At 60.9% G+C, this 25853-nt stretch carries 24 protein-coding genes and 1 tRNA gene; 4 read left to right on the top strand and 21 right to left on the bottom strand.

The annotated features are described in order from the left end of the window. Positions 1-2: 2 nt before the first annotated feature. The 14 genes from ybeY to mutS all read right to left on the bottom strand — a co-directional run bounded on the left by ybeY (position 3) and on the right by mutS (position 16145). Entirely contained in the window at positions 3-512 is a 510-nt protein-coding gene (gene ybeY, locus HYP802_RS0102105) for an rRNA maturation RNase YbeY (protein ID WP_013950371.1), read from the bottom strand. 4 nt (positions 513-516) lie between these two features. Then, positions 517-1521 carry a PhoH family protein gene (locus HYP802_RS0102110; protein WP_013950372.1) on the bottom strand — a complete coding sequence of 335 codons (1005 nt, stop codon included), beginning with the start codon at positions 1519-1521 and terminating at the stop codon, positions 517-519. A gap of 148 nt (positions 1522-1669) precedes the next feature. After that, a complete protein-coding gene (gene miaB, locus HYP802_RS0102115) occupies positions 1670-3019 on the bottom strand; it encodes a tRNA (N6-isopentenyl adenosine(37)-C2)-methylthiotransferase MiaB (RefSeq protein WP_013950373.1) in 1350 nt (449 codons plus the stop codon). Positions 3020-3094: 75 nt separating this feature from the next. Then, positions 3095-3976, bottom strand: a complete 882-nt coding sequence (locus tag HYP802_RS0102120; protein WP_013950374.1) for a lysophospholipid acyltransferase family protein — start codon at positions 3974-3976, stop codon at positions 3095-3097. Between the two features lie 6 nt (positions 3977-3982). Then, positions 3983-4438, bottom strand: a complete 456-nt coding sequence (locus HYP802_RS0102125) for a Fur family transcriptional regulator (RefSeq protein ID WP_024275044.1) — start codon at positions 4436-4438, stop codon at positions 3983-3985. A gap of 89 nt (positions 4439-4527) precedes the next feature. Beyond that, entirely contained in the window at positions 4528-5031 is a 504-nt protein-coding gene (rimI, locus tag HYP802_RS0102130; protein WP_013950376.1) for a ribosomal protein S18-alanine N-acetyltransferase, read from the bottom strand. Continuing rightward, positions 5028-5726, bottom strand: a complete 699-nt coding sequence (gene tsaB / locus HYP802_RS0102135) for a tRNA (adenosine(37)-N6)-threonylcarbamoyltransferase complex dimerization subunit type 1 TsaB (protein WP_024275045.1) — start codon at positions 5724-5726, stop codon at positions 5028-5030. The genes rimI and tsaB overlap by 4 nt, the downstream gene beginning before the upstream one ends. A gap of 13 nt (positions 5727-5739) precedes the next feature. Then, positions 5740-6330: a malonic semialdehyde reductase gene (locus tag HYP802_RS0102140; RefSeq protein WP_013950378.1), complete on the bottom strand. Its 591-nt coding sequence runs from the start codon at positions 6328-6330 to the stop codon at positions 5740-5742. A gap of 78 nt (positions 6331-6408) precedes the next feature. Continuing rightward, positions 6409-6963 carry a NifU family protein gene (locus HYP802_RS0102145; RefSeq protein WP_013950379.1) on the bottom strand — a complete coding sequence of 185 codons (555 nt, stop codon included), beginning with the start codon at positions 6961-6963 and terminating at the stop codon, positions 6409-6411. A gap of 123 nt (positions 6964-7086) precedes the next feature. After that, on the bottom strand, positions 7087-7587 hold the full coding sequence (locus HYP802_RS0102150) for a universal stress protein (RefSeq protein WP_024275046.1): 501 nt from the start codon (positions 7585-7587) through the stop codon (positions 7087-7089). Positions 7588-7676: 89 nt separating this feature from the next. Continuing rightward, positions 7677-8714 (bottom strand): tryptophan--tRNA ligase, encoded by a 1038-nt coding sequence (trpS, locus tag HYP802_RS0102155; protein WP_024275047.1) that lies wholly within the window; start codon positions 8712-8714, stop codon positions 7677-7679. A gap of 77 nt (positions 8715-8791) precedes the next feature. Beyond that, complete coding sequence (murJ, locus tag HYP802_RS0102160) at positions 8792-10372, bottom strand: murein biosynthesis integral membrane protein MurJ (protein WP_024275048.1); 1581 nt, start codon at positions 10370-10372, stop codon at positions 8792-8794. Positions 10373-10506: 134 nt separating this feature from the next. Continuing rightward, positions 10507-13305 carry a [protein-PII] uridylyltransferase gene (locus tag HYP802_RS0102165; RefSeq protein ID WP_013950383.1) on the bottom strand — a complete coding sequence of 933 codons (2799 nt, stop codon included), beginning with the start codon at positions 13303-13305 and terminating at the stop codon, positions 10507-10509. Beyond that, positions 13302-16145 carry a DNA mismatch repair protein MutS gene (gene mutS, locus HYP802_RS0102170; RefSeq protein WP_024275049.1) on the bottom strand — a complete coding sequence of 948 codons (2844 nt, stop codon included), beginning with the start codon at positions 16143-16145 and terminating at the stop codon, positions 13302-13304. The genes HYP802_RS0102165 and mutS overlap by 4 nt, the downstream gene beginning before the upstream one ends. A gap of 195 nt (positions 16146-16340) precedes the next feature. Here mutS and HYP802_RS0102175 point away from each other — a divergent pair, with 195 nt between their 5' ends. After that, positions 16341-18614, top strand: coding sequence for an NADP-dependent malic enzyme (locus HYP802_RS0102175; RefSeq protein ID WP_013950385.1), 2274 nt, complete (start codon positions 16341-16343; stop codon positions 18612-18614). A gap of 68 nt (positions 18615-18682) precedes the next feature. Here the strand turns inward: HYP802_RS0102175 and HYP802_RS0102180 are convergent, their stop codons facing one another. The 6 genes from HYP802_RS0102180 to HYP802_RS0102205 all read right to left on the bottom strand — a co-directional run bounded on the left by HYP802_RS0102180 (position 18683) and on the right by HYP802_RS0102205 (position 24206). Then, the gene (locus HYP802_RS0102180; protein ID WP_024275050.1) at positions 18683-19651 is read right to left on the bottom strand and encodes a GNAT family N-acyltransferase; all 969 of its coding nucleotides are present in this window, start codon (positions 19649-19651) and stop codon (positions 18683-18685) included. Between the two features lie 80 nt (positions 19652-19731). Continuing rightward, a complete protein-coding gene (locus HYP802_RS0102185; RefSeq protein WP_245261436.1) occupies positions 19732-21627 on the bottom strand; it encodes an ATP-binding protein in 1896 nt (631 codons plus the stop codon). A 177-nt stretch (positions 21628-21804) separates the two neighbouring features. Further along, positions 21805-22035 carry a Trm112 family protein gene (locus HYP802_RS0102190; protein WP_013950388.1) on the bottom strand — a complete coding sequence of 77 codons (231 nt, stop codon included), beginning with the start codon at positions 22033-22035 and terminating at the stop codon, positions 21805-21807. A gap of 14 nt (positions 22036-22049) precedes the next feature. After that, positions 22050-22733, bottom strand: coding sequence for an LON peptidase substrate-binding domain-containing protein (locus HYP802_RS0102195; protein WP_013950389.1), 684 nt, complete (start codon positions 22731-22733; stop codon positions 22050-22052). A 33-nt stretch (positions 22734-22766) separates the two neighbouring features. After that, on the bottom strand, positions 22767-23681 hold the full coding sequence (gene trxA / locus HYP802_RS0102200) for a thioredoxin (RefSeq protein ID WP_024275052.1): 915 nt from the start codon (positions 23679-23681) through the stop codon (positions 22767-22769). Between the two features lie 27 nt (positions 23682-23708). Continuing rightward, positions 23709-24206, bottom strand: a complete 498-nt coding sequence (locus HYP802_RS0102205; protein WP_024275053.1) for a prolyl-tRNA synthetase associated domain-containing protein — start codon at positions 24204-24206, stop codon at positions 23709-23711. Between the two features lie 181 nt (positions 24207-24387). Between HYP802_RS0102205 and HYP802_RS0102210 the strand changes: the two genes are divergently transcribed. From HYP802_RS0102210 to HYP802_RS0102220, 3 genes are all read left to right on the top strand, one after another. Beyond that, positions 24388-24462: transfer RNA gene (locus tag HYP802_RS0102210), tRNA-Gly, on the top strand. Between the two features lie 239 nt (positions 24463-24701). Continuing rightward, positions 24702-24914 carry a hypothetical protein gene (locus tag HYP802_RS0102215; RefSeq protein ID WP_013950392.1) on the top strand — a complete coding sequence of 71 codons (213 nt, stop codon included), beginning with the start codon at positions 24702-24704 and terminating at the stop codon, positions 24912-24914. A gap of 150 nt (positions 24915-25064) precedes the next feature. After that, positions 25065-25238: a hypothetical protein gene (locus HYP802_RS0102220; RefSeq protein WP_155831102.1), complete on the top strand. Its 174-nt coding sequence runs from the start codon at positions 25065-25067 to the stop codon at positions 25236-25238. A 47-nt stretch (positions 25239-25285) separates the two neighbouring features. Here HYP802_RS0102220 and HYP802_RS0102225 read toward each other — a convergent pair whose 3' ends face one another. Continuing rightward, positions 25286-25690: a hypothetical protein gene (locus tag HYP802_RS0102225; RefSeq protein ID WP_013950394.1), complete on the bottom strand. Its 405-nt coding sequence runs from the start codon at positions 25688-25690 to the stop codon at positions 25286-25288. Positions 25691-25853 lie beyond the last annotated feature (163 nt).

Below are 25853 nucleotides of genomic sequence, written 5' to 3' on the forward strand. Positions count from 1 at the left end.
GGTCACTCACTTGTACCGGTTTCCAGCTCGCCCGTGTAGGGATTTGCTATGCCTAATTTAGAAAGTATATTTATTTCAATGGCTTCCATGCGTTCCGCATCTGCCGTGGTTTCGTGATCATAGCCTAAAAGATGCAGCACGCCATGGACGACCAAATGCTGCAGATGATGCGCGATCGGGACGCCTTGCTCGGCGGCTTCTCGCTCGACCGTTTCAAGCCCGAGGATTATGTCGCCAATCTGACCGTCGGGGGCTCCGTCCCCAGCCGGAAAAGATAAGACATTCGTGGGCTTAGGCTTGCCGCGAAAGCGGCCGTTGAGGTCGGCGACGATCGCGTCCGAAGACAGGGCGACGGAAACGAAACCCGGTATTTGTCCCTCGGCTGCCGCAACGGCAGCCTGGGCAGCGGTCTCGATCAAATGATCGAGATCAGAAATCTGCGACCAGTCCCCGTCATCTTCGACGATCTCAACCTCGAAGACAGGCTTAGCCGCATTTGGTGACGCAGGCATTGGTTCACTTCGGCTTTTCGTAGGCGTCGACGATCTTGGCGACAAGGTCGCGGCGGACGATATCGCCGGCCATGAAGTTGATGATCGAGATATCGTCAACTCCCGCGAGCAGCTCGACAGCTTCGACGAGGCCGGACTTGGTCCCGAACGGCAGGTCGACCTGGGACGGGTCGCCCGTCACGATCATTTTCGAGCCCTCGCCGATACGGGTCAGGAACATCTTCATCTGCATGCTGGTCGTGTTCTGCGCTTCATCGAGGATGACGAAGGCATTCGACAGCGTGCGGCCGCGCATGAAGGCGAGGGGCGCCACTTCGATGACGCCGGTTTCGATATCGCGCTCGACCTTTTCAGGCGGCAGGACGTCGTACAGGGCGTCGTAAAGCGGCCGAAGATACGGGTCGACCTTGTCGCGCATGTCGCCGGGCAGGAAGCCTAAGCGTTCGCCGGCTTCAACGGCGGGCCGCGATAGGATGATGCGTTCGACGAGGCCGCGCTCAAGGCAATGGGCGGCGAAAGCTACGGCGATATAGGTTTTGCCGGTACCGGCGGGGCCGACGCCGAACACGAGATCCTTCTTCTGGATCGCGCGCATGTATTCGCTTTGCGTCGGGGTGCGGGCTTTAACGACCTTGCGGCGCGTCGCGATCTGGGCCTGCCCGTCGGTTTCAGAGCCTTCGGTCCGGGCGTGGCGGATCAGTCCGTCAATATCGCCGGCGCCGACCGTCTCGCCTTTGCGGATGCGGGCGTAAAGGCGTTCCAGAACGTTTCGGGCGATATCACAGGCGGCGGCCGGGCCAGTCAGGATGACGACGTTGCCGTGAGCGTGGGCATCAATGCCTAATCGATCTTCAATCAGGGCCAGGTGGCTATCGTATTCCCCAAGCAGCTGGGTGAGCAGCCGGTTGTCTTCAAAGGGTACAACGACGCGAGCAGTTTCAAGTTCGGCCTTGCCGGCGGGGCTGGGCCGTCTCGAGGCTGACGCGGAGGACCCGCGGAATGCTGCCAATCCTGACTCTCCTTTGGTTGCGATTTTTCTACGCGCAGAAGTCAAAATCGAATCGACCGTAGAAGCAACGTTAGCATGCGGAATATGCCTTCGGCACAGCGAGGTGTGGTTAACGCACAACAAGTGCGGCCCCACCCCTATCGTCCGATTATGCTGCCGCGATGACACCCGACAGGCTGACGCGGCGGGCATCGGTCACGGCCACGTTTGCTGTGCGCCCTACGAGGTCGCCCTCGGCGGCCACGTGAACGAGCTGTAGATAGGGTGTCCGGCCGACAAATTCACCCGGCTGGCGGCCGCGGCGTTCAAACAGCACCGGAACGGTCATGCCGAGGGCCTGGGTGTTAAAGTCTGCCTGCTGGTCGTCTAGCAGCGCCTGAAGGCGCTGGAGACGTTCGGATTTGACCTCTTCGGGGACCTGACCCTCGTGGGTTGAAGCCGGGGTTCCGGGGCGGGGGCTGTATTTGAAAGAAAAGGCCTGAGCAAAACCGACTGCCCTGATGAGCGAAAGGGTGTCCTCGGCATCCTGGTCGGTTTCGCCGGGAAAGCCGACGATGAAATCGCTCGACAGGGCAAGGTCGGGGCGGGCGGAGCGCAGGCGGCCGATGAGGTCCAAATATTCCTCGGCGCGATGCTTGCGGTTCATGGCAGCCAGCATACGGTCGGAGCCAGACTGCACCGGCAAGTGCAGGAACGGCATCAACTGGGGAACTTCGGCATGGGCGGCGATCAGGTCGGCGTCCATATCGCGCGGGTGGCTCGTCGTGTAGCGGATGCGCTCGACGCCCTCGATATCCGCCAGCCTGCGGATCAATTCGGCGAGGCCGATCGTGCGGCCGTCAGGGCCTTCGCCGTGATAGGCGTTGACGTTCTGGCCAAGCAGCACAAGCTCTTTGGCTCCTGCCGCGATCAGCTCGCGGGCTTCGGCTTCGAGCTTTACGAGCGAGCGCGAAAACTCAGCGCCGCGCGTGTAGGGCACGACGCAGAAGGTGCAGAACTTATCGCAGCCTTCCTGCACGGTCAGAAATGCGGACGGCGACGACACGCGGCGCGGCGCTTTCATGCGCTCGAACTTTTCGTCGCCGGGAAATTCTGTTTCGACGATGTGCTCGCGGGTATTCGCGGTGCGTTCGATCAGTTCGGGCAAACGATGATAGCTTTGCGGGCCGATGACGAGATCGACCGCAGGCTGACGGGTTGTGATCTCGCGGCCTTCGGCTTGTGCCACGCAGCCTGCCACGGCGATCACGGTTTCCTTGCCGTCGCGCTTTCGCGCGTCCTTCATGTCGCGAATGCGGCCGAGATCGGAATAGACTTTCTCAGCGGCTTTCTCACGGATGTGGCAGGTATTGAGGATGACGAGATCGGCGCCAGCGATGTCGTCCGTCGCGGCATAGCCGTCGCGCGCCAGTGCTTCCGTCATACGCTCGCTGTCGTAGACGTTCATCTGACAGCCGAAGGTCTTCAAATAATAGCTTTTGGTGTTCGGGCGCTGCACGTCGATGGGCCAATTAAGATTGGGGTTTTGGCTCAGGCTTCCTGAGGAGGAAGCGCATAGCACAGAATAGGTCGATTATGTCCATTTCTCGCTGCGGGCCGCAGGCAAGCCCAGTTTTTGGCGGCGGATTTCCTGGCTCGGCTCGACGGGGATGAGAGCCGGGTCGTCGGGGCGGCCGCGCAGAATGCCGAGGACGGCGGAACGGACGGCGCGTTCGGTCTTGAGCGCCAGGTCCTTGCGATCCTTGAATTCCGAAAGCGGGACGGGTGGGCTGATCTTGATCGTTGCCGTGATCGGCCCGGATTTGAGCACCCCCCAGGCATGCGAGGTCATTTCCATGTCACCGTACCAACCGATGCGCGGGCGGTCGGCGCGGGTCAGGGGGACGCCGCGGAGATGGGTATAGACGACGGCTGCGGTCTGTACGACGACGTCGCCGTTGCCCGTTGCGCCTTGACCTGAGACTGCGCCGAACAGGGATGTCTTGAACGGCAGTACGCGATTGCCGTCGCTCGATGTGCCCTCGGCGAACAGCACGATCGTATCGCCGAGCTTCAGCCTTTTCATGATTTCGGTTGCGGCGTCGCCGGTTGCTTGTCGTCGCGTGCGATCGACGAAGACGGAGCGCTGAAGCCGCGCGAGCGCCGAGACGAACGGCCAGCTACCGACTTCGAGCTTGGCGACGAACGACACCGGGGCAACGGCAGAGAGCACCGGAATATCGAGCCAGGAGGTGTGATTGCAGACGAGCAGCACCGGCTTGTCGTCAACGACCTGTCCTTCGATTTTCAGTTTGACGCCGAGAATCCGACAGACGTTGCGATGATACCAATTGGGAAAGCGGCGGGCGGCGGCGGGCGAAACCTTAAGCAGCAGCGCCTGCACCGGCATCAGCGGCAGCGTGAAGCCGAAGAAGCCTGTCAGAACTGCCGAAGCGCGGAGCGATCCCTGTGCCATCGTGGCCTAGCCTCTGCGGGCGGACGACTTCTTTTTTCCGAGCGGCACGCCGTAGAGCTCCAGGCGATGGCCGACAAGCTCGAAGCCCAACTCACGCGCGACGCGCTCCTGTAGCGCCTCTATCGCCGAGTTGGAAAATTCGATCACGCGGCCGGTTTCGATATCGACCAGATGGTCGTGATGCTCTCTGGGCGCCGGTTCGTAGCGGCCGCGGCCATGACCGAAGTCGTGGCGCTCCAAGATGCCCTTTTCCGAGAAAAGCTTCAGCGTGCGGTAGACCGTCGAAAGCGAAATGCGTGCGTCGACGGCTACGACCCGCCGGTGCACTTCCTCGACGTCGGGATGATCGGTTGCTGCCGATAAGACCTGGGCGATGACGCGCCGCTGGCCGGTCATGCGCAGGCCATACTCCGTGCATCGTTTTTCGATGGATGTCTCGGACTTCGCCGAAGGTGCGGTCATGACGATCAAGCTTTGGCTGAAGACGATTCCTCGTCGCCCGAGTATGGCGGCCATATAGGCTGTGGCAAGGCTTCGCGTCTATATCGACGCTAGGCTTTGGCGGCGTCGAGATCGAGAACGAGCGTCAATGCATCGACGGCTGTGCTGCCGGGGCGTTCGTAATAACGCTTGCGGCGTCCGGCTTCGGTAAAGCCGAGTTTGCGATAAAGCGCGATGCCGCCTTCGTTGTCCTCTGCAACTTCAAGGAAGATGCGTTTGGCGCCGCCGCGGCGGGCGGCACGGCTCAAGCCCTCCAGCAGACCGGTGGCGAGGCCGACCCGCTGCCAATCGGGCGAAACGCCAATGGAAAGGATTTCGGCTTCATCGGCGGCGAGCTGGCCGATGACAAAGGCAATGACGGATTTTTTCTGACCGCCGGCGACGGCGATCAACGAGGTGGCGGCGGGGTGTTCGAGCAGGCCCTTGATTGCATCAGTGTTCCAGGCCGGATCGAAAAGTTTAGCGTGCAGCGCCGCGATTTCCTCCGCTCGATCCGGCGACGCCCAAAGCATGCTTGCGTGTTTCACGTTCCGAAACGGCGTGACGTTCGTCATGCACCGGCTCCGAGGAACGGGCTTGGGGCAGGCGGCTTGGCATCGGGCGGCCGAAGATAAAGCGGGCGGAGGCTGTCCGTTACCGGCATCTCACAGGCCGGAAACAGAAGATCGAGGGCATCGGGCAGCAGGTCCGGCAGGATCGCCGTCGCCTCGATGCCTTCGCGGCGGGCGGCTGCGGCAAGCGCTTCAGCACCGGAACCGGCGACGACGATGGGTGCTGTCCCTAAGGCTTTTACCGCGTCGGTGATTGCAAGGCATTGCGGAGCGGCAACGCTTTGCAGCGAATGGCGATCGAAAACCTCAATATAAACTTCGTCACGCCGGGCGTCGGTCGCGATAGCAACACGACGTGTCGGTGCTGCGGGTATTCTCGGACTCATCGCCATAAGCTTGAGGCTCGAAATCGCGACGAATTGAGCGCCCGTCGCGAGAGCAAGCGCGCGCGCTGCAGAAACGCAAATGCGCGTGCCTGTAAATGTGCCCGGTCCAAACGTGACCGCAATGCGGTCGAGCGATTTGAATTTCAGGCCTGCTTCGGCCATGACCATTTCGATCATGGGCATCAATCGCTCGGAATGGCCGCGCTGCATACCCTCGAATGCGAACGAAATGCCGGGGGTGAGCGAACGAAGCCCCCGGCCCGCCGCGACGGAGCAGGCATCAAAACAGGTATCGAGCGAAAGAATATTCATTCCGGGCGGCTTTTTATACGATTGATGCCATTTCGTCGAAGCTAAATCGTGGCGAACGTGGATAAATACCCTCCGGGTCGCCATATCCAAGATTACATAGGAAATTCGACTTTATGTCGGTTCCAGCGAAGAACTCGGCGTCGACGGCGGCATTGTTAAAGCCCGACATTGGCCCGCAATCCAAGCCAAGCGCGCGGGCTGCCAGAATAAAATAGCCGCCTTGCAGGCTGCCATTTCGAAATGCCGTCGTATCGGCGTGCTCTTTTTTGCCGACAAACCAGCTTTTGGCATCGGCCGGCGGATAGAGACGCGGCAGATATTCGTAGAATTTCAAGTCGTAGGCGATAATCGCGGTCGCTGGCGCGGCCATTGTTTTATCGACATTTCCGGGGCTGAGGTGCGGTTTTAGACGCTCTTTCGCTTCCGGCGATTTCACGAAAACAATTCGAGCGGGCGAACAGTTGACGCTCGTCGGACCCCATTTCATATGCTCGACAATCTGCTTCAATAGATCATCAGGCACGTCGCGCGGCTGCCATTTATTGTTTGTGCGGGCCTTATCAAACAATTGATCGAATGCGGCATGATCGAGTGGTGTGGTCATTTCCATTTCCGTGGTTGTTTTTAGGTCCAGAAACGAAGAACCCCGCCGAGGCGGGGTTCAAAGGAAGAAATTCTCAGTTTAGACCGGTTCTACAGCCTGCACTTCCGGCAAGAAATGCTTCAGGAGATTTTCGATGCCGTGCCGCAGGGTCGCGGTCGAGCTTGGACAGCCCGAGCAGGCGCCGCGCATGTGCAGGTAGACGACACCGTCGCGGAAGCCTGAGAAGGTGATGTCGCCGCCGTCCTGTGCGACAGCGGGGCGCACACGGGTTTCGAGCAGCTCCTTGATCGTGGCGACGATCGATTCGTCTTGCGGATCGTAGTTTTCGGCGCTGCTGTCGTTGGCGTCTTCCTCGTCCGTAGCCGTGGCGCCGGACATGTAGTGCTCCATGATCGCGCCGAGGACCATCGGCTTCAGGTGCTGCCACTCGATGTTGCCTTTGGTCACCGAGATGAAGTCTGAGCCAAGGAACACGCCGTTGACGCCGTCGATCGCGAAAAGCCGGGCTGCAAGCGGCGAGGCTACAGCGTCGCCTTTCGAGCGGAAATCGGCGGTGCCGTCAGCGAGGACGTCACGGCCGGGGATGAACTTCAGCGTTGCCGGGTTTGGCGTCGCTTCGGTCTGAATAAACATGCTGGCCTCACTTCGTGTCCGGTGAATGAGCATCGCCCGCCGGCGGGTGATTGGAAGGCTTCTAATATAGGTACGCCAAATGGCCGTGTCGAGGTTATCGCCCGGCTCGGATCTGTGGCCAATTTAGGCCAATGCCTTGATTTCCGCGAGTGAAAGTTGGCCCGGAACGACCGTTACGGGAACCGCAAATCCGCCGCCCGCACGGCCTGCCGCCAGGGATGCGACAAGGGGTCCGGGGCCTTTGGCGTCGATGGACGCGCCAAGCACCAGAATCGCGATGTCTTCGTCTTCGGCGATGAGCTTGTTGACCTCTTCGGCGGTGCGGCCTTCGCGGATTACGTCTTCGGTTTCGACAGCCTCGAAACCGGCGTGGGCAAGCTTACGGCGGAAGAGGCGGAACAGGGCCTTGGCTTTCGTCGTCTCTTCGTCGATCTGCATCTGACGGACGCCCGCCCAGTTCTGCAGTTCGCTCGGCTCAATGACGTAGAGCATGATGATCATGCCCGAAGAGCGTTGGACGCGGCTCGAGGCGTAATAGAGCGCGCTTTCGACTTCCTGGCTCTCGTCGACGACGATCAGGAACTTGCGGCGATGGCCTTCTTCGAATGAGCGACGCGGTTTCATGGTCCGGATGCTGCCACTCCCGCCCTGCGGCTGCAATGGCGGCAAGTGCTGCCGCCATATGCAACTTCAGGGAACGTGTGGGTAAGCGATCAGCTGCGGATGAAGCCGACGATATCCTTGACCTTGTCCATGATCGGCGACGCGATTTCGCGGGCGCGCGCCGAGCCGTCACCCAAGACGCGGTCGATCTCGGCAGGGTCGGCTGACAGCCGCTTGATCTCGATAGCAATGGGTTCGATGCGGGCGACGAGCGCGTCCGCCAGGACCTTCTTGAACGACGAGAACTGTTGACCGCCGAACTCGGCGAGAACGGCATCAACGGGCTTATCGACAAGTGTCGCGTAGATGCCGATCAGGTTTTCGGCTTCCGGGCGGCCTGCGAAACCTGTCTCGTCGCTCGGCAGCGGTTCGGGATCGGTTTTGGCTTTCTGGACCTTTTTCGCGATCGTATCGGCATCATCCGTTATGTTGATGCGCGAGAGGTCGGATGGGTCAGACTTCGACATTTTTTTCGTGCCGTCGCGCAGGCTCATGACGCGCGTCGAGGACCCGGTGATGACGGGCTCCGGCTGGGGGAAGAAAATGCCGTCGGCGAAGCCGTTCTCGATGATCGAAGCCGAATAGTCGTTGTTGAACTTCTGCGCAATGTCGCGGGCGAGTTCCAAATGCTGCTTCTGGTCTTCGCCGACGGGAACGTGCGTCGCCCGATAGGCGAGAATGTCGGCGGCCATCAGGTTGGGATAGGCATACAGGCCGACGGAGGCCTGCTCGCGATCCTTTCCGGCTTTCTCCTTGAACTGCGTCATGCGGTTGAGCCAACCCAAGCGGGCGACGCAATTGAAGATCCAGGCGAGTTCGGCGTGGGCGGAAACCTGCGATTGGTTGAAAAGGATGCTCTTCTTCGGATCGAGACCGGCGGCGATGTAGGCGGCCGTGACCTGACGGATTGCCATTCTCAGCTCAGCGGGGTCCTGCGCTACCGTGATCGCGTGCAGATCGACGACGCAATAGATGCACTCGTGCGTGTCCTGCATTTTGATCCAGTTGACCATCGCGCCGAGATAGTTGCCGAGATGCAGGCTGCCTGTCGGCTGCATGCCCGAGAAGACGCGCGGCGTGATTTTCATGGGATCCGTACCGGTGTTGAAATGATTTGGCGGCCTTATCGCGTGCATGCGGCCGCCGCGCAAGTCTTGCGCATTGCCTAACGTTGCTTGCGCGCCAGACGGCCGAGCTGGCCGAGCGTCATGACGCCGGTTGCCAAGATGATTAGGGCGTAAATGATCAGGCCGGCGCCGATCTCGATCCCGAGAATCGAGGCTTTTACCAAAAACCCCGTGTCATGCCCGTATTGGGGCGACAGCCAGTGGCTGATGGCGAGGAGGGCCGCGACCATGACCGCGCTGGCCAACAGGATCAGAGGGATGTTGCGCTTGATGCGGCTGTCGGCGACGAAATCGCCGTGGCGGCTCAGTGTGGCCCACAGCAGATAGGCATTGAGCCAGCCGCCGATTGCCGTCGCGATGGCGATGCCGAGCTGCGGCGGCATGCCGAGATGACGGAACATGAAAAACAGTCCGATCGAGCCGATGGTATTTGCCGTCAGGCTGATCACGGCGTAGCGCATCGGCGTCTTGGTGTCTTCGCGGGCGTAATAGGCCGGCGAAAAAACTTTGATCATCACGAATGCGGGCAGGCCGAGCGCAAACATCGCCAGCACAGACGCGGTGACGTGGGTATCTTTCGGGCCGAAAGCGCCGCGCTCGAACAGCACGCGGACGATGTCGGTCGGGATTGCGGCGAGCGCAAAGGCTGCGGGGACCGTCAGCAGCAGTGCGAATTCGAGCGAGCGGTTTTGGCTGTCTATTACGGCCGCCGTGTTGCCGGCTCTGAGTTGGCGCGCGACGTCGGGCAGCAGCACGATGCCGACCGCAATGCCGACAATTGCGAGCGGCAATTCATAGATGCGATCGGCGTAATAGAGGTGGGACACGGCGCCCGGCTGAAGCGATGCGATGACCGTTCCGATGGCGATGTTGAGCTGGGTTACGCCGCCGGAAATGACGCCTGGGATGCCGAGCCGGACAAGGTGGCGAACGTCGTTTGTCAGTCGCGGCCGGCGGATGCCGAGACGCATGCCAGCCCGGTGCATGCCCCATATCAGCACGGCGAGCTGCAGGAAACCGGCGACGAAGACGGCCCAAGCCTGGATGACGCCGGCTTCCGGTTCGGCCTTGTAGCCCATCCACATCGAGATCAGCGTCGCGACCATCATCACGCCGTTGAGCACGATTGAGACGGATGCGCTTTCGACGAAGCGGCCGATCGAGTTCAATGCGCCCGACATCAGCGCGACGAGCGACATGCAGAGAAGGTACGGCATCGTGATGCGGGTCAGCAGCACGGAGAGATCGAATTTCTCTGGCCGGGCGTCGAAGCCGGGCGCCAACCCGTACATCAGAAACGGCATCGCAATTTCAGCGACGATGGTAACGATCAGCAGCACGAAAAGGAGGCCCGCCATCGCGTCTTCGGCAAAGCGTCGGGCAGCTTCGGGGCCGTCGCCTTCGAGTTTTTTGGCGAAGATCGGCACGAACGCCGAATTGAATGCACCCTCGCCGAAAAGGCGGCGAAAGAGATTGGGGAAACGAAAGGCGACGACGAAGGCGTCCGCGACCCAGCCCGATCCAAGCGTGGCGGCGATCAGGATATCGCGCATGAAGCCGAAGACTCGGCTTAGCAGCGTCAAGCCGCCGACGGTGGCAAACGATTTATAAAGTTTCATCGAAAAGGTTCGCGTTGTGCCACAAAGCAGATTTGCCCTCTTAAACCGGCTTCAGGCCGTAGACATCTGGCAATTTGATGGCCCGGCGGCTGCCTTGTGGGCCGTGGCCGTGAAGTCACGCGCCGGCACAAGCATCAAACTCTGGCGGGCTCGGTCGCGCTTTTCGGGCGGGCCGGATCGAGGATTGATCTGAGGCGCGACCGCAACGTGGCCTGCCTGGTCTCGTTGATGACCTGCTTGCCGAGGAGGTCAGTGACGTAGAAGACGTCGACAGCTTTTTCGCCGAACGTCGTCACGTGTGCGGAGGAAATGTCGAGCGAAAGGTCCGACAGTGCCGAAGTCAACTCATAGAGAAGTCCGGGGCGGTCGCGCCCGGACACTTCGAGCACGGTCAGGCGATCCGACAGCGCGTTGTTGATGACGACTTCGGGTTCCACCGTGAAGGCTTCGACGCCGCGCGTGCCGATGCGTTTTTTCTTAAGCAGCGTCGATAGCCGTTCTTTGCCGTTGAGCAGGCTTTCGATGGTGTTGATGATGCGGCGAGATCGGCGCAGCTCATCCTCGTCGTCCTGGAATTCGCGATTGAGCAGGAAGGTATCGAGCGCGTAGCCGTCGCGGGTGGTCGTGATGTGAGCGCCGGCGATGTTGGCGCCCGCCGCGGCGCATGCACCTGCAAACAGCGAGAGAAGACGGGGATGGTTTGGCGCGAAGACCGTCAGCTCGGTGATGGCAGTGAAGGCATCGGTCTTGATGTTGGTAGCGAACTTGCCGCGCGATTGCATGGCATCGCGCAGGACATTCGCATGCGCGATCTGCGTCGAAAGATCGGTGCGAAGCCAATAGTTCGGATAATGCCGATCGATAAAGTCGTCGACGACGTCTGCTGGCCAATCGACGAGCGCCTGACGGAGTGCCGCCTGCGCTTTGTCGATGCGTTCGTCGCGCGGAATCTGGGTGTGGCCGCCCGCCACGAGCGGTTCGGTTTCATGATAAAGTGTGCGTAAAAGCTGGCCTTTCCAGCCATTCCAGACGCCGGGACCGACGGCGCGAATGTCGGCGCAGGTCAGCAGCAGAAGAAGCTTCAAGCGTTCCGGGCTTTGTACGATGTCGGCGAACGCGCGGATGGTGTCGGGATCGGAAATGTCGCGTGAGTGCGCAAAGTTGCTCATCGTCAGATGCTCTTCGAGCAGCCAGGCGACGAGATCGGTTTCGGCTGCCGTCAGTCCGAGACGCGGGCATAGCTTGCGCGCGATGCGGGCGCCGACGATCGAGTGGCTTTCCTTCCGGCCTTTGCCGATATCGTGGATGAACGCGGCGACGAGCAGGGCGCGGCGGTTTTGAATCGACGAGAAGATCGCCGTGCAAAGCGGCAACTCGCTTGCAAGCTCGCCGCGCTCGATAGCAACGATGTTGCCGAGCGTGCGCAGCAGATGCTCATCGACCGTGTAGTGATGATACATGTTGAACTGCATCATCGCGACGATGCGGCCGAATTCCGGCAGGAAGCGGCCGAGGACGCCCGCGTCATTCATGTGCCGGAGCGAGGCTTCTGGATTGCCTTTCGCCGTCAGCAGCGAAAGGAAAATGGCGTTGGCCTCGGGATCGTGGCGCAGCTTGTCGTCGATCAGGCGCAGCGAGCTGCGCAGCAGCCGGATGGCGTCGGGATGAAGATACGCGCCGGTGTTCGCGGCCTGCGCAAAGAAGCGAATGAGATTGACCGGATCGCGCGCGAAAACCTCGCGGTCGGTGACGTTGAGCCGATCGTTGTCGATGCGAAAATCGGTTTTCTCGCGGACTTCGCGGCGCGTTTTCCAGCTTAGCGGACTCAGCAGGCGCTTATATCCGGGCGATGTTTTCAGTTGCTGCATTTCCAGCGCACCGCACAGAATCGTCGTCAAATCGCCGACGTCCTTTGCGATCAGGAAGTAATGCTTCATGAAGCGTTCGACAGCGCGGAGACCTTCACGCGAGGTATAGCCGAGGTTCTTCGCCATCGCGGGCTGAACTTCGAACGACAAAACCTCTTCGGCGCGGCCAGTGAGGAAATGCAGGAAGCAGCGAACGCGCCAGAGAAAATCTTCGCAGCGGCGGAACGTCTGAACTTCTTCCGGCGTGAAGATACCAGCTTCGACGGCTGCTGCGCCGACTTCCTGATTGAAGATGTATTTCGACAGCCATTGCAGCGTATGGAGATCGCGCAGGCCGCCTTTGCCGTCCTTGATGTTGGGCTCGACCTTGTAGCGGCTTTCGCCCGCCCGGCGCGTGCGTTCGTCGCGCTCGGCCATCTTGGCGTCGATGAACTGGCGCGCGGTGCCTTTGACGACTTCGGCGCGGAAGCGATCCTCGAATTCGGCAAAGAGCTGCGTGTCGCCGAGGATCAATCGGGAATCGAGCAGCGCGGTGCGGATGGTGATGTCGGCCTGGCCGAGCTTCAAGCATTGATCGACCGTACGCGTCGCGTGCCCCACCTTGAAGCCCAGATCCCAGAGCATCAGGAGCATGTATTCGACGACACTCTCGCCCCACGGCGTCTGCTTGTAGGGAAGCAGAAACAGCAGGTCGATGTCGGAGCCCGGCGCCAGCAGTCCGCGGCCGTAGCCGCCTGTCGCCACGATCGCCATGCGTTCGGCATCGGAGGGATTGGTGGCGCGATAAACGTGCGTCACCGTGTAATCGTAGATGAGGCGCAGCAACTCGTCTTGAAACAAGCTCAGGCCCGCGGCGCAGCGGCGACCGTTGCCGTCGGCTTCGAGCGCGGTACGGGCAGATTCGCGCGCATTCTTGACGAGCCCTTTCAGGCTTTCCAGCACCTTGGGGCGCGCTTCCGCGTGGGAGGCATTGCTGGCATTGAAATACCCCGTTAACTCGCGGCGGGCGGCGAGCCGGTCAAAATAGGGCGGCGGGATGAGGACGTTCACGGTATCGTCGGTCAAGGCTTCGTCTTCTTCAAATTTTCGGCCAGAGCCTTGAGTTCATAGAGCTTCTCGAGCGCCGCTTTGGGCGAGAGATCATCAGGATGCATGTTCAAGAGCAGCTTTTCAACGGCAGAAGGCTCTTCGCCGGCCGATGCGCCGCCTGATGCGCCTTTGGGCCGCGCCGCAGAGAATAGCGGCAGATCATCAATACTTTCGTCCCCGGCTTTGGGCCGCCGGTCGGCTTTTTCAAGGCGGGCGAGCACCTGGCGCGCTCTGGCGACGACCGGATCGGGAAGGCCTGCGAGCTTTGCCACCTGGATGCCGTAGGAACGGTCGGCCGCGCCGGGCTTCACTTTGTGCAGGAAAACGATGGTGTCGTGCCATTCGGCGACGTCCATCGTGACGTTGGCGATGTCGTCGAGACGGCGGGCGAGTGCGGTCAGCTCATGGTAGTGTGTGGCGAAGAGGGCGCGGGCCTTCGTTACGCCGTGGAGATATTCGACTGTCGCCCACGCAATCGAAAGACCATCGAAGGTTGCGGTGCCGCGGCCGATCTCGTCGAGGATGACGAGCGAGCGTTTCGTCGCCTGATTGAGGATCGCTGCCGTTTCGACCATTTCGACCATGAAGGTCGATCGGCCGCGCGCCAGGTCGTCGGAGGCGCCGACGCGCGAGAACAGCCGGTCGACGACCCCGATGTGAGCCGAGCGTGCGGGCACGTAAGAGCCCATTTGCGCCATCACGGTGATGAGCGCGTTCTGGCGCAGGAACGTCGATTTGCCGGCCATGTTCGGACCGGTGACGAGCCAGATGCGGGCATCGGGAAGTTCGTTTTCGTCGGGATGTGCTTCTGGGGTGCCGCTGCGGCCGAGAATGCAATCATTCTCGATGAAGGCGGTCCCGCCCTGTTTCGCCAGCGCCTGCTGGACGACGGGATGGCGGCCGCCGCGAATTTCAAAGGCGGACGTTTCGTCTATGGATGGGCGCACATAGCCCTGTTCCAGCGCGAGCGATGCCAGAGACGTGTAAACATCGAGTTCGGCAAGCGCGGCGGCCGCTGCGCCGAGCGCGTCTGTTGCGGTTGAGATGTCTTCCGTCAGCGACGTGAAGATTTCTTGCTCAAGATTGAGTGCGCGTTCGCTGGCGGATGCAATCTGGCCTTCGGTTTCGAGCAGTTCGGAGGTCGCGAAGCGTACCGCATTTGCCATCGTCTGGCGGTGACGGAATCGCTCGGATAGCGGCGGCGACATCAGCGGTTTGGCGTTAAGTTGCGTGACCTCAATGTAGAAACCGAGAATATTGTTATGGCGCACGCGGAGCGTCTTGATGCCCGTTTCTTCGATGTAGCGGGTCTCAAGCTCAGCCATGACACGGCGGCTGTCGTTGCGCAGAGCGCGTGCCGCGTCGAGATCGGAATTGTAGCCTTCGCGGATGAAACCGCCGTCGCGGCGAAGCAGCGGCGGATCGTCGACAAGGGCATTCTTCAACGCGTGAGCAAGGGCTGCCGGAACGGCCTCAAGACGCGTGCTGATGGATTGCAGCTCGGGCGGCAACGGGAGCGGGGTTGCGGCGCGGTTCAGCATATTCGCGGCGTTGGATGCTGCGTCTATGGCGTCGCGCACGGCGGCAAGATCGCGCGGGCCGCCACGGCCGAACGTCAGTCGCGGCAGGGCACGCGCGAGATCGGGCGTGCCGCGCAGACAGTCACGAAGTTCGTCCATTAGACGCCGGTTGTCGACGAGAAAGGACACGGCGTCGAGACGGGCTTCGATGGGAGCGGGCGCAATCAGGGGGCTTGCAATTCGGGCTTGCAGTTCACGTGCGCCGCCGCCGGTAATGGTGCGGTCCATCGCGGCAAGCAAGGTCGAGGATTTGTCGCTCGACGTCGATTTCACGAGTTCGAGGCTGGCGCGGCTGGCAGCATCGATGAAGAGGGCCGCACTCCCCGACCGGCGCGGCGCTTGCAGCAGCGGCTTTCGCCCCATCTGCGTCAGGTCGACGTATTTCAGAACGGCGCCGACGGCGGCGAGTTCGCTGCGTGAAAACGAACCGAAACCGGCGAGATCGGCGACGCCAAGGCATTCTTTGAGATCGCGTGCGCCGGAAGCGCTATCGAAATAGGCGGATGGAATCGGCGTCGTCTTGCCGCCGGAATAATCGACCGTCCGTGTGAAGGTTTCCATGCCGATGAGCGTGTCGGCGGCGAGAACTTCGCTCGACGCCAGGCGGATCAGCTCGCCGGAAAGATCGACGCCTGACACTTCCGAGACCTCGAATTCGCCGGTCGAAATATCGATCGAGGCGAGCGCGACGCGGGCGTCCGGGAATGCGAGACCCAACTCAGCCGGGGTGGCGAGGAAAACGGCCGTCAGGTAATTGCGCGCCTTGGCGTCGAGCAGGGCTTCCTCGGTCAGCGTGCCGGGAGTCACGAGGCGGACGACGTCGCGTTTGACGACGGCCTTAGCGCCGCGTTTCCGCGCCTCGGCCGGGTCTTCGAGCTGCTCGCAAACCGCGACGCGGTGCCCTTGCTTGATCAACCTTTGCAGATATTCGTCGGCGCGGTGCACGGGGACGCCGCACATTGGGATGTCTTCGCCCCGGTGCTTGCCCCGCTTGGTCAGAACAATCGAAAGCGCCTCGGAGGCGATGACCGCATCGTCAAAGAAAAGCTCATAAAAATCGCCCATCCGATACCAAAGGAGACTATCGGGATTGGCCGCTTTGATTTCTAGGTATTGCGCCATGGAGGGCGTTGCCTCGGGCGTCGCGGGCGTAGTGCTGCTCTGCGACACTTCGGCAGGCGCCGACGGCGCCGATTCTGGCCGCCTGCTCTTGCGCGGCTCGTCGGTTCTGGACATCAAGAGATTACGTTTCAAATTGCCCTGTTCGGCTTTACGAAAGGCGCGAAAAGGAACGTCTCGCCGCCCCATCCAAGCGCTGGATATGCATAGGTTGCCGTCCCGGCTCCCGCAACCTATCGTGCCGGCCCTTATCCCCTGATGTGTGTTTGGGCAACACTGCCCTGGCGCACGAAATCCTGAACGGTCAACATCATGCCCTCCCTTCACCGCGCAGCCCACGTGACGGCTCAAGAAGCGCTTGCATTCCATGCCAACGGCAAGCCCGGCAAGCTGGAAATTACGCCAACGAAGCCGTTGGCGACGCAGCGCGATTTGTCTTTGGCATATTCTCCGGGCGTTGCCATTCCCGTTCAGGCCATCGCCGAAAATCCGCGCGATGCCTACGCCTACACGAGCAAGGGCAATTTCGTGGCCGTGGTGTCGAATGGCACCGCCATTCTGGGGCTTGGCAATCTCGGGGCGCTGGCAGCGAAGCCGGTGATGGAAGGCAAGGCGGCGCTGTTCAAGCGATTTGCCGACATCGATTCCATCGACCTGCTCGTCGATACGCCCGATCCGGAAGCATTCATCAATTCGGTGCGCTATCTCGGGCCGTCTTTCGGCGGCATGAACCTCGAAGATATCAAGTCGCCCGATTGCTTCGTGATCGAAGAGAAGCTCAAAGAGCTGCTCGATATTCCCGTTTTCCATGACGACCAGCACGGGACGGCCATTGTCGTTGCAGCAGGCGTGCTGAACGGATTGCGCGTCGTCGAAAAGGATATCGGCGACGTGAAGCTTGTGTGCGCGGGCGCGGGTGCTGCGGCGCTCGCCTGTCTCAATCTGCTCGTGAAGATAGGTCTCAAGCGCGAGAACATCTACGTTTGCGATATCAAAGGTCTCGTCTACGAGGGTCGCAAGGAGCTGATGGACCCCTATAAGGCGCCGTTTGCTCAGAAGACGAACGCCAGGACGCTGAGCGATGTCATCGGCGGCGCCGATATTTTCCTCGGATTGTCGGCGGCCGGCGTGCTGTCGCGAGAGATGGTTACGCAGATGGGACCAAAGCCGCTCATCTTTGCGATGGCCAACCCGGATCCTGAGATCACCCCGGAAGAAGTAAGGTCGGTGCGCACCGATGCCATCATGGCGACTGGGCGTTCGGACTACCCGAACCAGATCAATAACGTTCTGTGCTTTCCATTCATCTTCCGCGGCGCGCTCGACGTGCATGCGACGACGATCAACGATGCGATGAAGATCGCGGCTGCCGAAGCGATTGCGGCGCTGGCGCGTGCCGAGGTGCCGGATCAGGTCGCAGCGGCGTTTCTCGGTGAGCGGCCGACGTTTGGTCCCGGATACATAATTCCAGCGCCGTTCGATCCACGCCTGCTGCCGCACGTCTCCGCCGCTGTCGCGAAAGCGGCAATGGATTCGGGCGTTGCGCGCAATCCGATCGTCGATATGGAAGGCTACGTTGCACGCCTCAATGCGCGGCTCGATCCGGTACAGGGCTGGTTGCAATCAACGTTCGACGCGGTTCGCAACGATCCCAAGCGCGTTGTGTTTGCCGAAGGTGAGGAGCCTGCCGTTATCCGCGCGGCTCATACATTCTTCCAGCAGGGCTATGGACAGCCTATCCTGATCGGGCGGAAGAAAGTCGTCACCGATCGCTTCCGCGAGCTCGGCATTCCGCTTCGCCGGGAATTCGAACTGATCGACACGAGCGAGTCACCGTTCCTCGATGAGTTTACCGAGTTTCTGTATGCGCGATTGCAGCGGCGCGGGTATCTGAAGCGCGACTGCGAGCGTCTGGTTACCAATGAGCGAAATGTTTTCGCTGCGCTCATGGTCGTACACGGGCATGCCGATGCGCTGGTCTCAGGCGTGACCCGCAACTGGACGAGCGTCTATGCCGACATACATCGGGTCATGGACGAGAAGCCCGGCCGCCACGTGATCGGCGTGTCGCTGGTGCTGATCCGCGGCCGCGCCGTGCTCATCGCCGACACGAGCATTCACGATTTGCCGACGGGCGAGCAGATTGCAGATATCGCCGTCGAAGCGGCGCGGGCTGCGCGTTATTTCGGCATCGAGCCACGAGTGGCGCTGCTTGCCTACTCAACGTTCGGGCAGCCGAAAAGCGAGCGTTCGGAGCAGGTGCGCCAAGCCGTGCGGCTTCTCGACGAGCGTCTCGTTGATTTCGAGTACGACGGCGACATGGCGGCCGACGTCGCGCTCAATCGCAGCCTGATGGAGCACTATCCGTTCTGCCGGTTGTCGGACACCGCAAACGTTCTGGTGATGCCGGCGTTCCACGCCGCGTCGATCTCGACGAAGATGATCAAGGAACTGGCGGGCGCAACGCTGATCGGGCCGATCGTTACCGGACTGTCGCATTCGGTGCAGATCTGCACGTTCGGCGCGACGGACGCGGACATCGTCAACATGGCGGCGCTGGCCGCTTATGGTGCTGCGAAGGAATAGCGGACTATTTCTGCCCGCTCACCCTACCCTCTCCCAACAGGGCGAGGGAATTTTGAGGTGGGAGTCGATCAGGCGTCGACGGCAATGCGGCTCTTGGTTTCGGCCGGGGCGCCGTAGTGATCGAAGTAGCGCGGATCGATTTTTGCGACCGGCATGATGACGAGCACGTCGGTCGTGCCGAACTGCCGGTCGATGACGGCGCCGTCCCCGAAATAGGCGCCCAGCCGCAGATAAGCCTTGATCAGCGGCGGCATGGCTTTCAGCGCTGCCTTCTGATCGATGTCGGCCATCGGCATCAGGTTCATCGAGACGCCGAGCGGATCGCGGGCGCTGGCGCGCCATTCGAGCGGCGCCAGGGCTTTGTGATGCAAGTAGCTCAGCGCCATCTTGTGGTCTTCGAGGTCGATGCCTTCGAAGCTGGCGCAGCCGATCATCACGTCGATGCGGTTTTCGCGGACATAAGTCCAAAGGCCGTGCCACAGCAGTTCAACCGATCGCTTGCTGCGATAGGGGGCGAGCACGCACGAGCGGCCAAGCTCCATGAAGCGGTGGGTCGCCGCCTTGCTTTTGAGAAGAGGGGCGATGTCGTATTCGCCGGCGGAATAAAAGCCGGGGCCTTGCTCGGCAATTTCCTGGCGAAGAATGCGGTAAGTGCCGACGACTTTCGGACGTTCCGGACGGCCGGCGCGTCCTGGCATCGTCTTATCGAGATCAACGACAAGAAGATGATCGCAGAGCGCGTCGTAAGCGTCCTCATCGCGACGGCGGAATTGCGCGAGGCGGCTCGGCACCGCCGACATTTCTTCGAAAAAGACCTGATAGCGCAGACGTTGCGCAAGCTTGATCTCGGCCCAGGTACGGGCCAACCGCACTTCCAGATTGCCAACGCGGCCGTAGACCTTCGGCTCGATGTCGCGGGCAAAGCCCTTGAGACGGCGGCCGGGAGCGCTCAGCGCTTCGATGGCGGCAAGGCCCGCCGGGAGCTTTCCGAGACGGCCGGGCTTACGTTTGCTTCGGTCTGCAATTGCCTGCCACATCGGATAGAAATCCCCACGGTGCTCTAGCACACGCCGCTAGCACGATTCCGTGACAGTTTTTAGATCGAAACGTCCGCTGATCAAGCGGCAGGTGGTGCAGCACGGAGGGGTTGGGGCGCCCACCTGAGAAGCAGGTCGTGGAGATTGCGGGCGTCGAAGGGTTTGGCGAGGTAGTCGTCCATTCCGGCGGCGCGGCAACGGTCGCGGTCCTCGGCGAAGGCGTTGGCCGTCAGCGCGATGATCGGCGGACACGAGAGAGCCGCGTCCTTACGTTCCCGATAGAGCGCTTTGATCGATTTGGTGGCCATGATGCCGTCGATCTCGGGCATCAGAACGTCCATCAGCACGAGGTCGAACGCAGGACGTTTGCGCTCCAGCACTTCCCACATCACCGTGATTGCGGAACGTCCGTCCTCGACCACGGTCGCCGTGCCGCCGGCGCGTTCGATGATTTTGCAGGCGAGCAGGGCATTGATCTGGTTGTCCTCGGCAACCAGGACGCGAAACGGCGGGCAAGGGGCGCGGCGGAGGGCTGCTTCGGAGCCGTCCCGTCCGCTTTCACCCGGCACGAGCGAACCGGCCGTGAGAGGCGGCGCGCCGGCCGCATGGAGTTCCACCCGGGCGGTGAAGACGGCACCCTTGTCGGGGCCGGCCGAAGCGACGATGTCGCCGGACATGGCCTGGGCGATGCGTTTTGAAATCGCGAGGCCGAGGCCGGTGCCTGCCGGATTGCGGTTCATCGCGCTGGCGTCTTGCTCGAACTCGTTGAAGAGGCGGCGGGCCGCGTCGGGCGAGAAACCGATGCCGGAATCGGCGACTTCTATAGCGATGCGCACGGCGTCGGGATTGGCAGGGGGATCATTCGCGATGGAGATGCCGACGGAGATGCCGCCCGTGTCGGTAAATTTTATGGCGTTCGACAACAGGTTGAGGATGATCTGGCGCAGACGGATTTCGTCCCCCCGAACCCACTCGGGCACTGCGTCCGATATCGCCAAATTCAACGTCAACTTCTTGGCGGCAGCGTCGGGCGCCATGAGCTGCATCATCTGGGTCATGCAGTTCCGGAGCGAAAAGATCTCGTTCGCCAGTTCGAATTTTCCCGCCTCGATTTTGGAGAGATCGAGAATGCCGTCGATCAGACCGAGAAGGGCGCGGGCGGAATCTTCCGCAACGCGCGCATAGGTTCTCTGCTCTGGATCAAGCTGAGTATCGCGCAGCAGGCTGATCATGCCGATGATGCCGTTCATTGGTGTGCGGATTTCGTGGCTCATGGCGGCGAGAAAGCGGGACTTCTCGCGATTGGCCGTCTCGGCGCGATCGCAGGCGCCGCGCAGCCGCTCTTCGATTTCACGTTCGACGGTGATGTCGCGGCCGACACTCTGGATTTCGATGGCGCCGTCCTGGGTTAAGACTTCCGTTTCGTCCCAGGCGATCCAGCGCTTGCCGCGCCGCGTAGGCAGAAGCTCAATCGTTCGCAAGTTGGTGGCCGACATGCCGGCAGTGGATTCGCTGCGCAGGATGTGTGGCCGGAAGCGCGAGCCGAGAATGTCCTCGCTGCGCACCCCGAAGGCTTCAAGGAACGCCGTATTCGCAAAGACAAGACGACCGTCTTTCGCGCGGCGGACGATGAAGTCGCGCTGCGAATCCAAAAATTGGCGATAGCGGACGGCGTTGTCGGATAGGCGCCAATGCGCATCCTTGAGGTCTTCGATGTCATCGTCCGCACGCCTTGTATCGCGTTGCGCGACGGGCGTTTTCTGACGCCACAATTTCCAGGGCAGCGTGACGCTAAGGATCGCAGCCGCGGTCAGCACCGCGACGCCGACAAAAGCGGCAGTGAGGCCGCTATCGAATGTCACGGCGCTCGAGACAAGACCAAGGACAAGCAAAAGCGTGCCGATGATAGCCGCCGTAGACGCGCACACGCGCCATGTCCAAGTCGCTCGCCTGTTTCCGCCGGGCGATGGCTGCATGTCCATACGCTCCCCGACAGGTCGCGAGTAAATCAGTTTTCGAAACAATTTCTTTGGCCCCTAAATGCCGGGGCACAGTCGGCCAGTGCACTTTTACAGAGTCTAAAGAGACGTGGTTAAGCGCACAGTGGCGGCGATCAAATCTGCTGTCGCAATAGCAGGCCGCTCAGATGTTCATTACAGCCGGCGCAGATCTTCGTCGGTCAGCTTGCGGGCTGCATCTTCGATCATCAACGGTACGCCATTGCGGATCGGAAATGCCAAGCCTGCAGCTTTGCTCAACAATTCGCGTTTGTTCGCATCGTAGATCAGACGTGTCTTGGTGAAAGGACAGACGAGCAGCTCAAGCAGCTGTGGATCGACGGCGTTGGCGTCGTCTGGAGCGCTGTCGTCAGCATCATCGGTCATGGCTTTTTCCGATATTACTGAAGTGTCGTGCCGCTGCTGCCGTTCGACGCCAGATCGATTTCGGCGAGCGCAACGAGAACTTCGGCGCGCGACCGCAGATCCTTGGCCTCGAGCAGTGCCTGCTTTTCTTCCGGTCCGTAAGGACACATCACCGACAGAGCATTGATGAGAAATTCGTTCGATGCGCGCTGGATCGTCGACCAATCGGTTTTCAGGCGGTTGGCTTCGAGATAGGTTTTCAAGACGCGCAAGAGATTTTGCCGATCGACCAGCTCTTCGCCGAGACCTTCGGTCAGGTCGCTGGCAAATTTGTCGTAGCTCACGCTCATAATGCGGTAAGGCATTTCGGTTTCGGCTTCGCCGACGCACTCGAAGCGCGTAATGCCCGTCAACGTGATGATCAACCGGCCGTCGTCCAATTCCTGGTACGACGTGATGCGGCCGGCACAGCCTACGGAGCGCAACTCGGCCGTTTTCTCGATCGGGCTTTCCTGATCGTCATCGCCCGATACGACAGGTTGCAAAATGCCGATGATGCGCGCGCCTGACATCGCATGATCGATCATTTCGAGATAGCGAGGCTCGAAGATGTTCAAGGGCAATGTGGCGCGCGGCAGGAGAATCGCGCCGCGAAGAGGAAAAACGGGAATCCTCGGGGGCAAATCAGCCGGGCGTCGATAGCGCTCCGTGAGTATCAAAAGAAAAAAACTCCGCTAAGGATCGTTTCTGGATCAGCTGAACAGGATGGATGATAGCCTCCGGCGCCCTTCGGCCACCAGAGGTTCCTTGGGGCCCCAGGCGTCGAAGAACTGCAGAAGCTGCTTGCGTGCGGCTTCGTCGTTCCATTTGCGATCCACCCTGATGAGATCGAGCAGAAGCTCAAGCGCCTCCTGCCTGTCGCCGGTCGCGCCGAGGCCGACGGCGAGATCGAGACGAGCTTGAAAATCCTGAGGGTTTTCGGCGACGCGCTTTTGGAGCGCATCGAGTTCGCCAGTGTCAGCACCTTTTTCCGCAAGCTCGATCGCTGCTTCGAGGCTTTTGACGGCAGCAAGCTCGCGCTTATCCGGCGGCACGAGCGCCAATGTCTGCTTGGCGCGGGCAATGTCGCCGCTCTTCATATAGCAGGACGTCAGACCGGCGATGGCTTCGGCGTTGGCCGGATCTTCCTGGAGGATGCTCGCGAAAACTTCGGCTGCTCCTTGCAGGTCGTCCTGCTCCAGCAGTTCTTCGCCGGTTTTGAGAACTTCGGCGATGCCGATCTCAGCATCGTCGGCCACGAGGCGATCAACGAAAGCTTTGATTGCGCTTTCCGGCTGCACGCCGACGAAACCGTCGATCGGCTGGCCGTCGCGGAAGGCGTAGACGGTCGGCAGCGACTGGATGCGAAGCTGCGCCGAAATCGCTTGGTTCTCGTCGACGTTGACCTTCACCAGGCGGACCTTGCCGCTGTAGCTGCGCACGACCTTTTCGATAACGGGCGTGAGCTGCTTGCAGGGGCCGCACCAGGCCGCCCAGAAATCGACGATGACAGGAACCGTCTTCGAGGCATCGAGAACGTCAGCCTTGAACGAAGCGGTGGTTGCATCCTTGATCATGTCGGCGGCACCGGGTGCACCGAACTCCGTGCCTTTAGCGCCAAATTCCATTGAACCAATCTCCTCGCCGCTCGAACCTCAAGATGCGGTCAATACCATGACCTGAGGCTCATGGCCGGTGGACCGAATGAACCGCAAAAGGTCGTCGCGTGCAATGTTTGTTGTTGCTGTGTTTTCAAGCGGATGACAGTTGACCGAGGGGGCGGCCATCAGAGCCTCGTCGAAGATGATCTTCACGCGATTGCCGGTATCGTTGATCGTTGCAAAGGCTGTGACGGAGCCCGGCGTCACGCTGAGTGTTTCCATCAGCAACTCGGGCTTGCCGAAGGAAAATCGCCCGGCGCCTAGGCGTTTCGACAATGCTTTGAGATCGACGCGGGTTTCGGTGTTGGCGATGACGAGGAAAAGCGCGCCCTTGTCGTCCCTTAAGAACAAATTCTTGGTGTGGGCGCCCGGCAGGGCAATTTCGACCTTGTCGCTTTCCGCGACGGTAAAAACGGCCGGATGGTCGATCGTTTCCGTCTCAATTCCAAGATCGGCGAGGGTCTGAAAGAGCTGTTGGCGCGTTACGGGCATCGGTCGAGGTTTTTCTCCGGCTTTCCTGTCGGGGGCGGCGCATCCATACCCTGGCCGCCTCTGATATATAAGGGCGATTGGACATTTTCGCCGCTGTGATTGAGGGGCTTGCATTGGGCGATCACTTGCGCCATAAGGCGGGTCTTCCGCCGCCGCAAGGCGGCGTAAGCTTTCTGGACATGCGGGTGTAGCTCAGGGGTAGAGCACGACCTTGCCAAGGTCGGGGTCGAGGGTTCGAATCCCTTCGCCCGCTCCAGGCACCAATCAGATTTCAGTTACCTCCTGAAATCGTCTCGGCCACAAGCCGCTTCGGCGGATTGGCCATTCCTTCTTAAGATCGGTGCCTACGGCGGCTTCGCCGCAACACTCGCCGCGCCTATATGGCGTGGACCCCAGCCTTTACGAAATGGTATGGACGGCGCCCGATTAGCCCCGATTATAGGTGTGCCCTCACTTGGCGTGACTTTTGTTCTCACAAGCAAGGGGGGAGACCTCATGAAAACGACATTGAGAGTGGCCATCGCCGCTGCGGCGGTGGTTCTGGGCGCTGGCTTCGCAAACGCCGCAACGGTCAGCAGCGACGTGCATGCGCTGAAGTTGCTTACGGCGCACTCTTCGGCGGCACAGGACGTTTATTGGCGCCGTTGGCATCATCGTCACCGCCATTGCTGGTGGCGGCACGGCCATCGCTTCTGCCGCTGGTGGTGAAGTGTTTTACGGCGCCCAAGCGGCGCCGTATCACATTCTGCGGCCTTTGACTCAGCGCCGCCGCGCTTCAGACTCGATGCCGCCATCGGGAGGGAGAATAATTGCACCCGGCTGGGACTTTGAAAGGGTGCAACTCACTTGAAACGCTTCGTGCAGTTTCTTCAGGCGGCACTTGCCTGCACAATCCTGGTAGCTCTGATCTTCAGCATTCCGGTTGTCATGGCTTCGACGCCAATCCACCTCGGCATTTCGTTCGCTCATCCGGACCGTCTGCTAGCCGGGCCGCAGCATGCGGACAGCACGGCCGCACCGCTTCTGCCGTGATCCTAAAATGAAGCCGGCCCCTCACGGGGCCGGTGTCAGGTCACTTGTCAGTAGTAGCAGTAGGGGTGATGGCGGCGATACCAATAGTCATTGCAGAGGTAGCCGTCGTCGTAGGCGTAGTAATCATCATAGTACGGGCCGCCGTAGTAGAAGCCGGGACCCCAGCCCCAACCGTAGCCGCCGCGCCAGTGACGACCGTGGCCATGCCATCCGCCGCCGTGCCAGCCGCGACCACCCCAGCGGCCGCCTGCAAAGTGGCCGCCGCCCCAGTGACCGCCGCGGAAGCCGCCGCCACCAAAGCCACCGTGAAAACCACCACCGTGGAAGCCGCCTCCGTGGAAGCCACCGCCACCATGAAAGCCGCCGCCGCCATGAGCTTCAGCGGCTGCGGAGAAGCCGCCCACGGCTAAGGCTGCGAGAGCGCCCACCACCGCTTTTTTCCAATTGTGCATTTTGTGCTCCATACGAAACAAAATCGCGTCTCTCTGCGCGACCGCCGGTGGCTATAACGTGGTGTCACTAAACATCGTTTCCAATGTCATCCTGCCAATTGCGCATGGCAGGCCCGAGCCCTTTTGCCGTCGCTTGGTTGGCCGCGTGTGCGGTGCAAACACT

Source organism: Hyphomicrobium sp. 802 (genome assembly GCF_000526135.1).
Classification (GTDB): Bacteria; Pseudomonadota; Alphaproteobacteria; order Rhizobiales; family Hyphomicrobiaceae; genus Hyphomicrobium_B.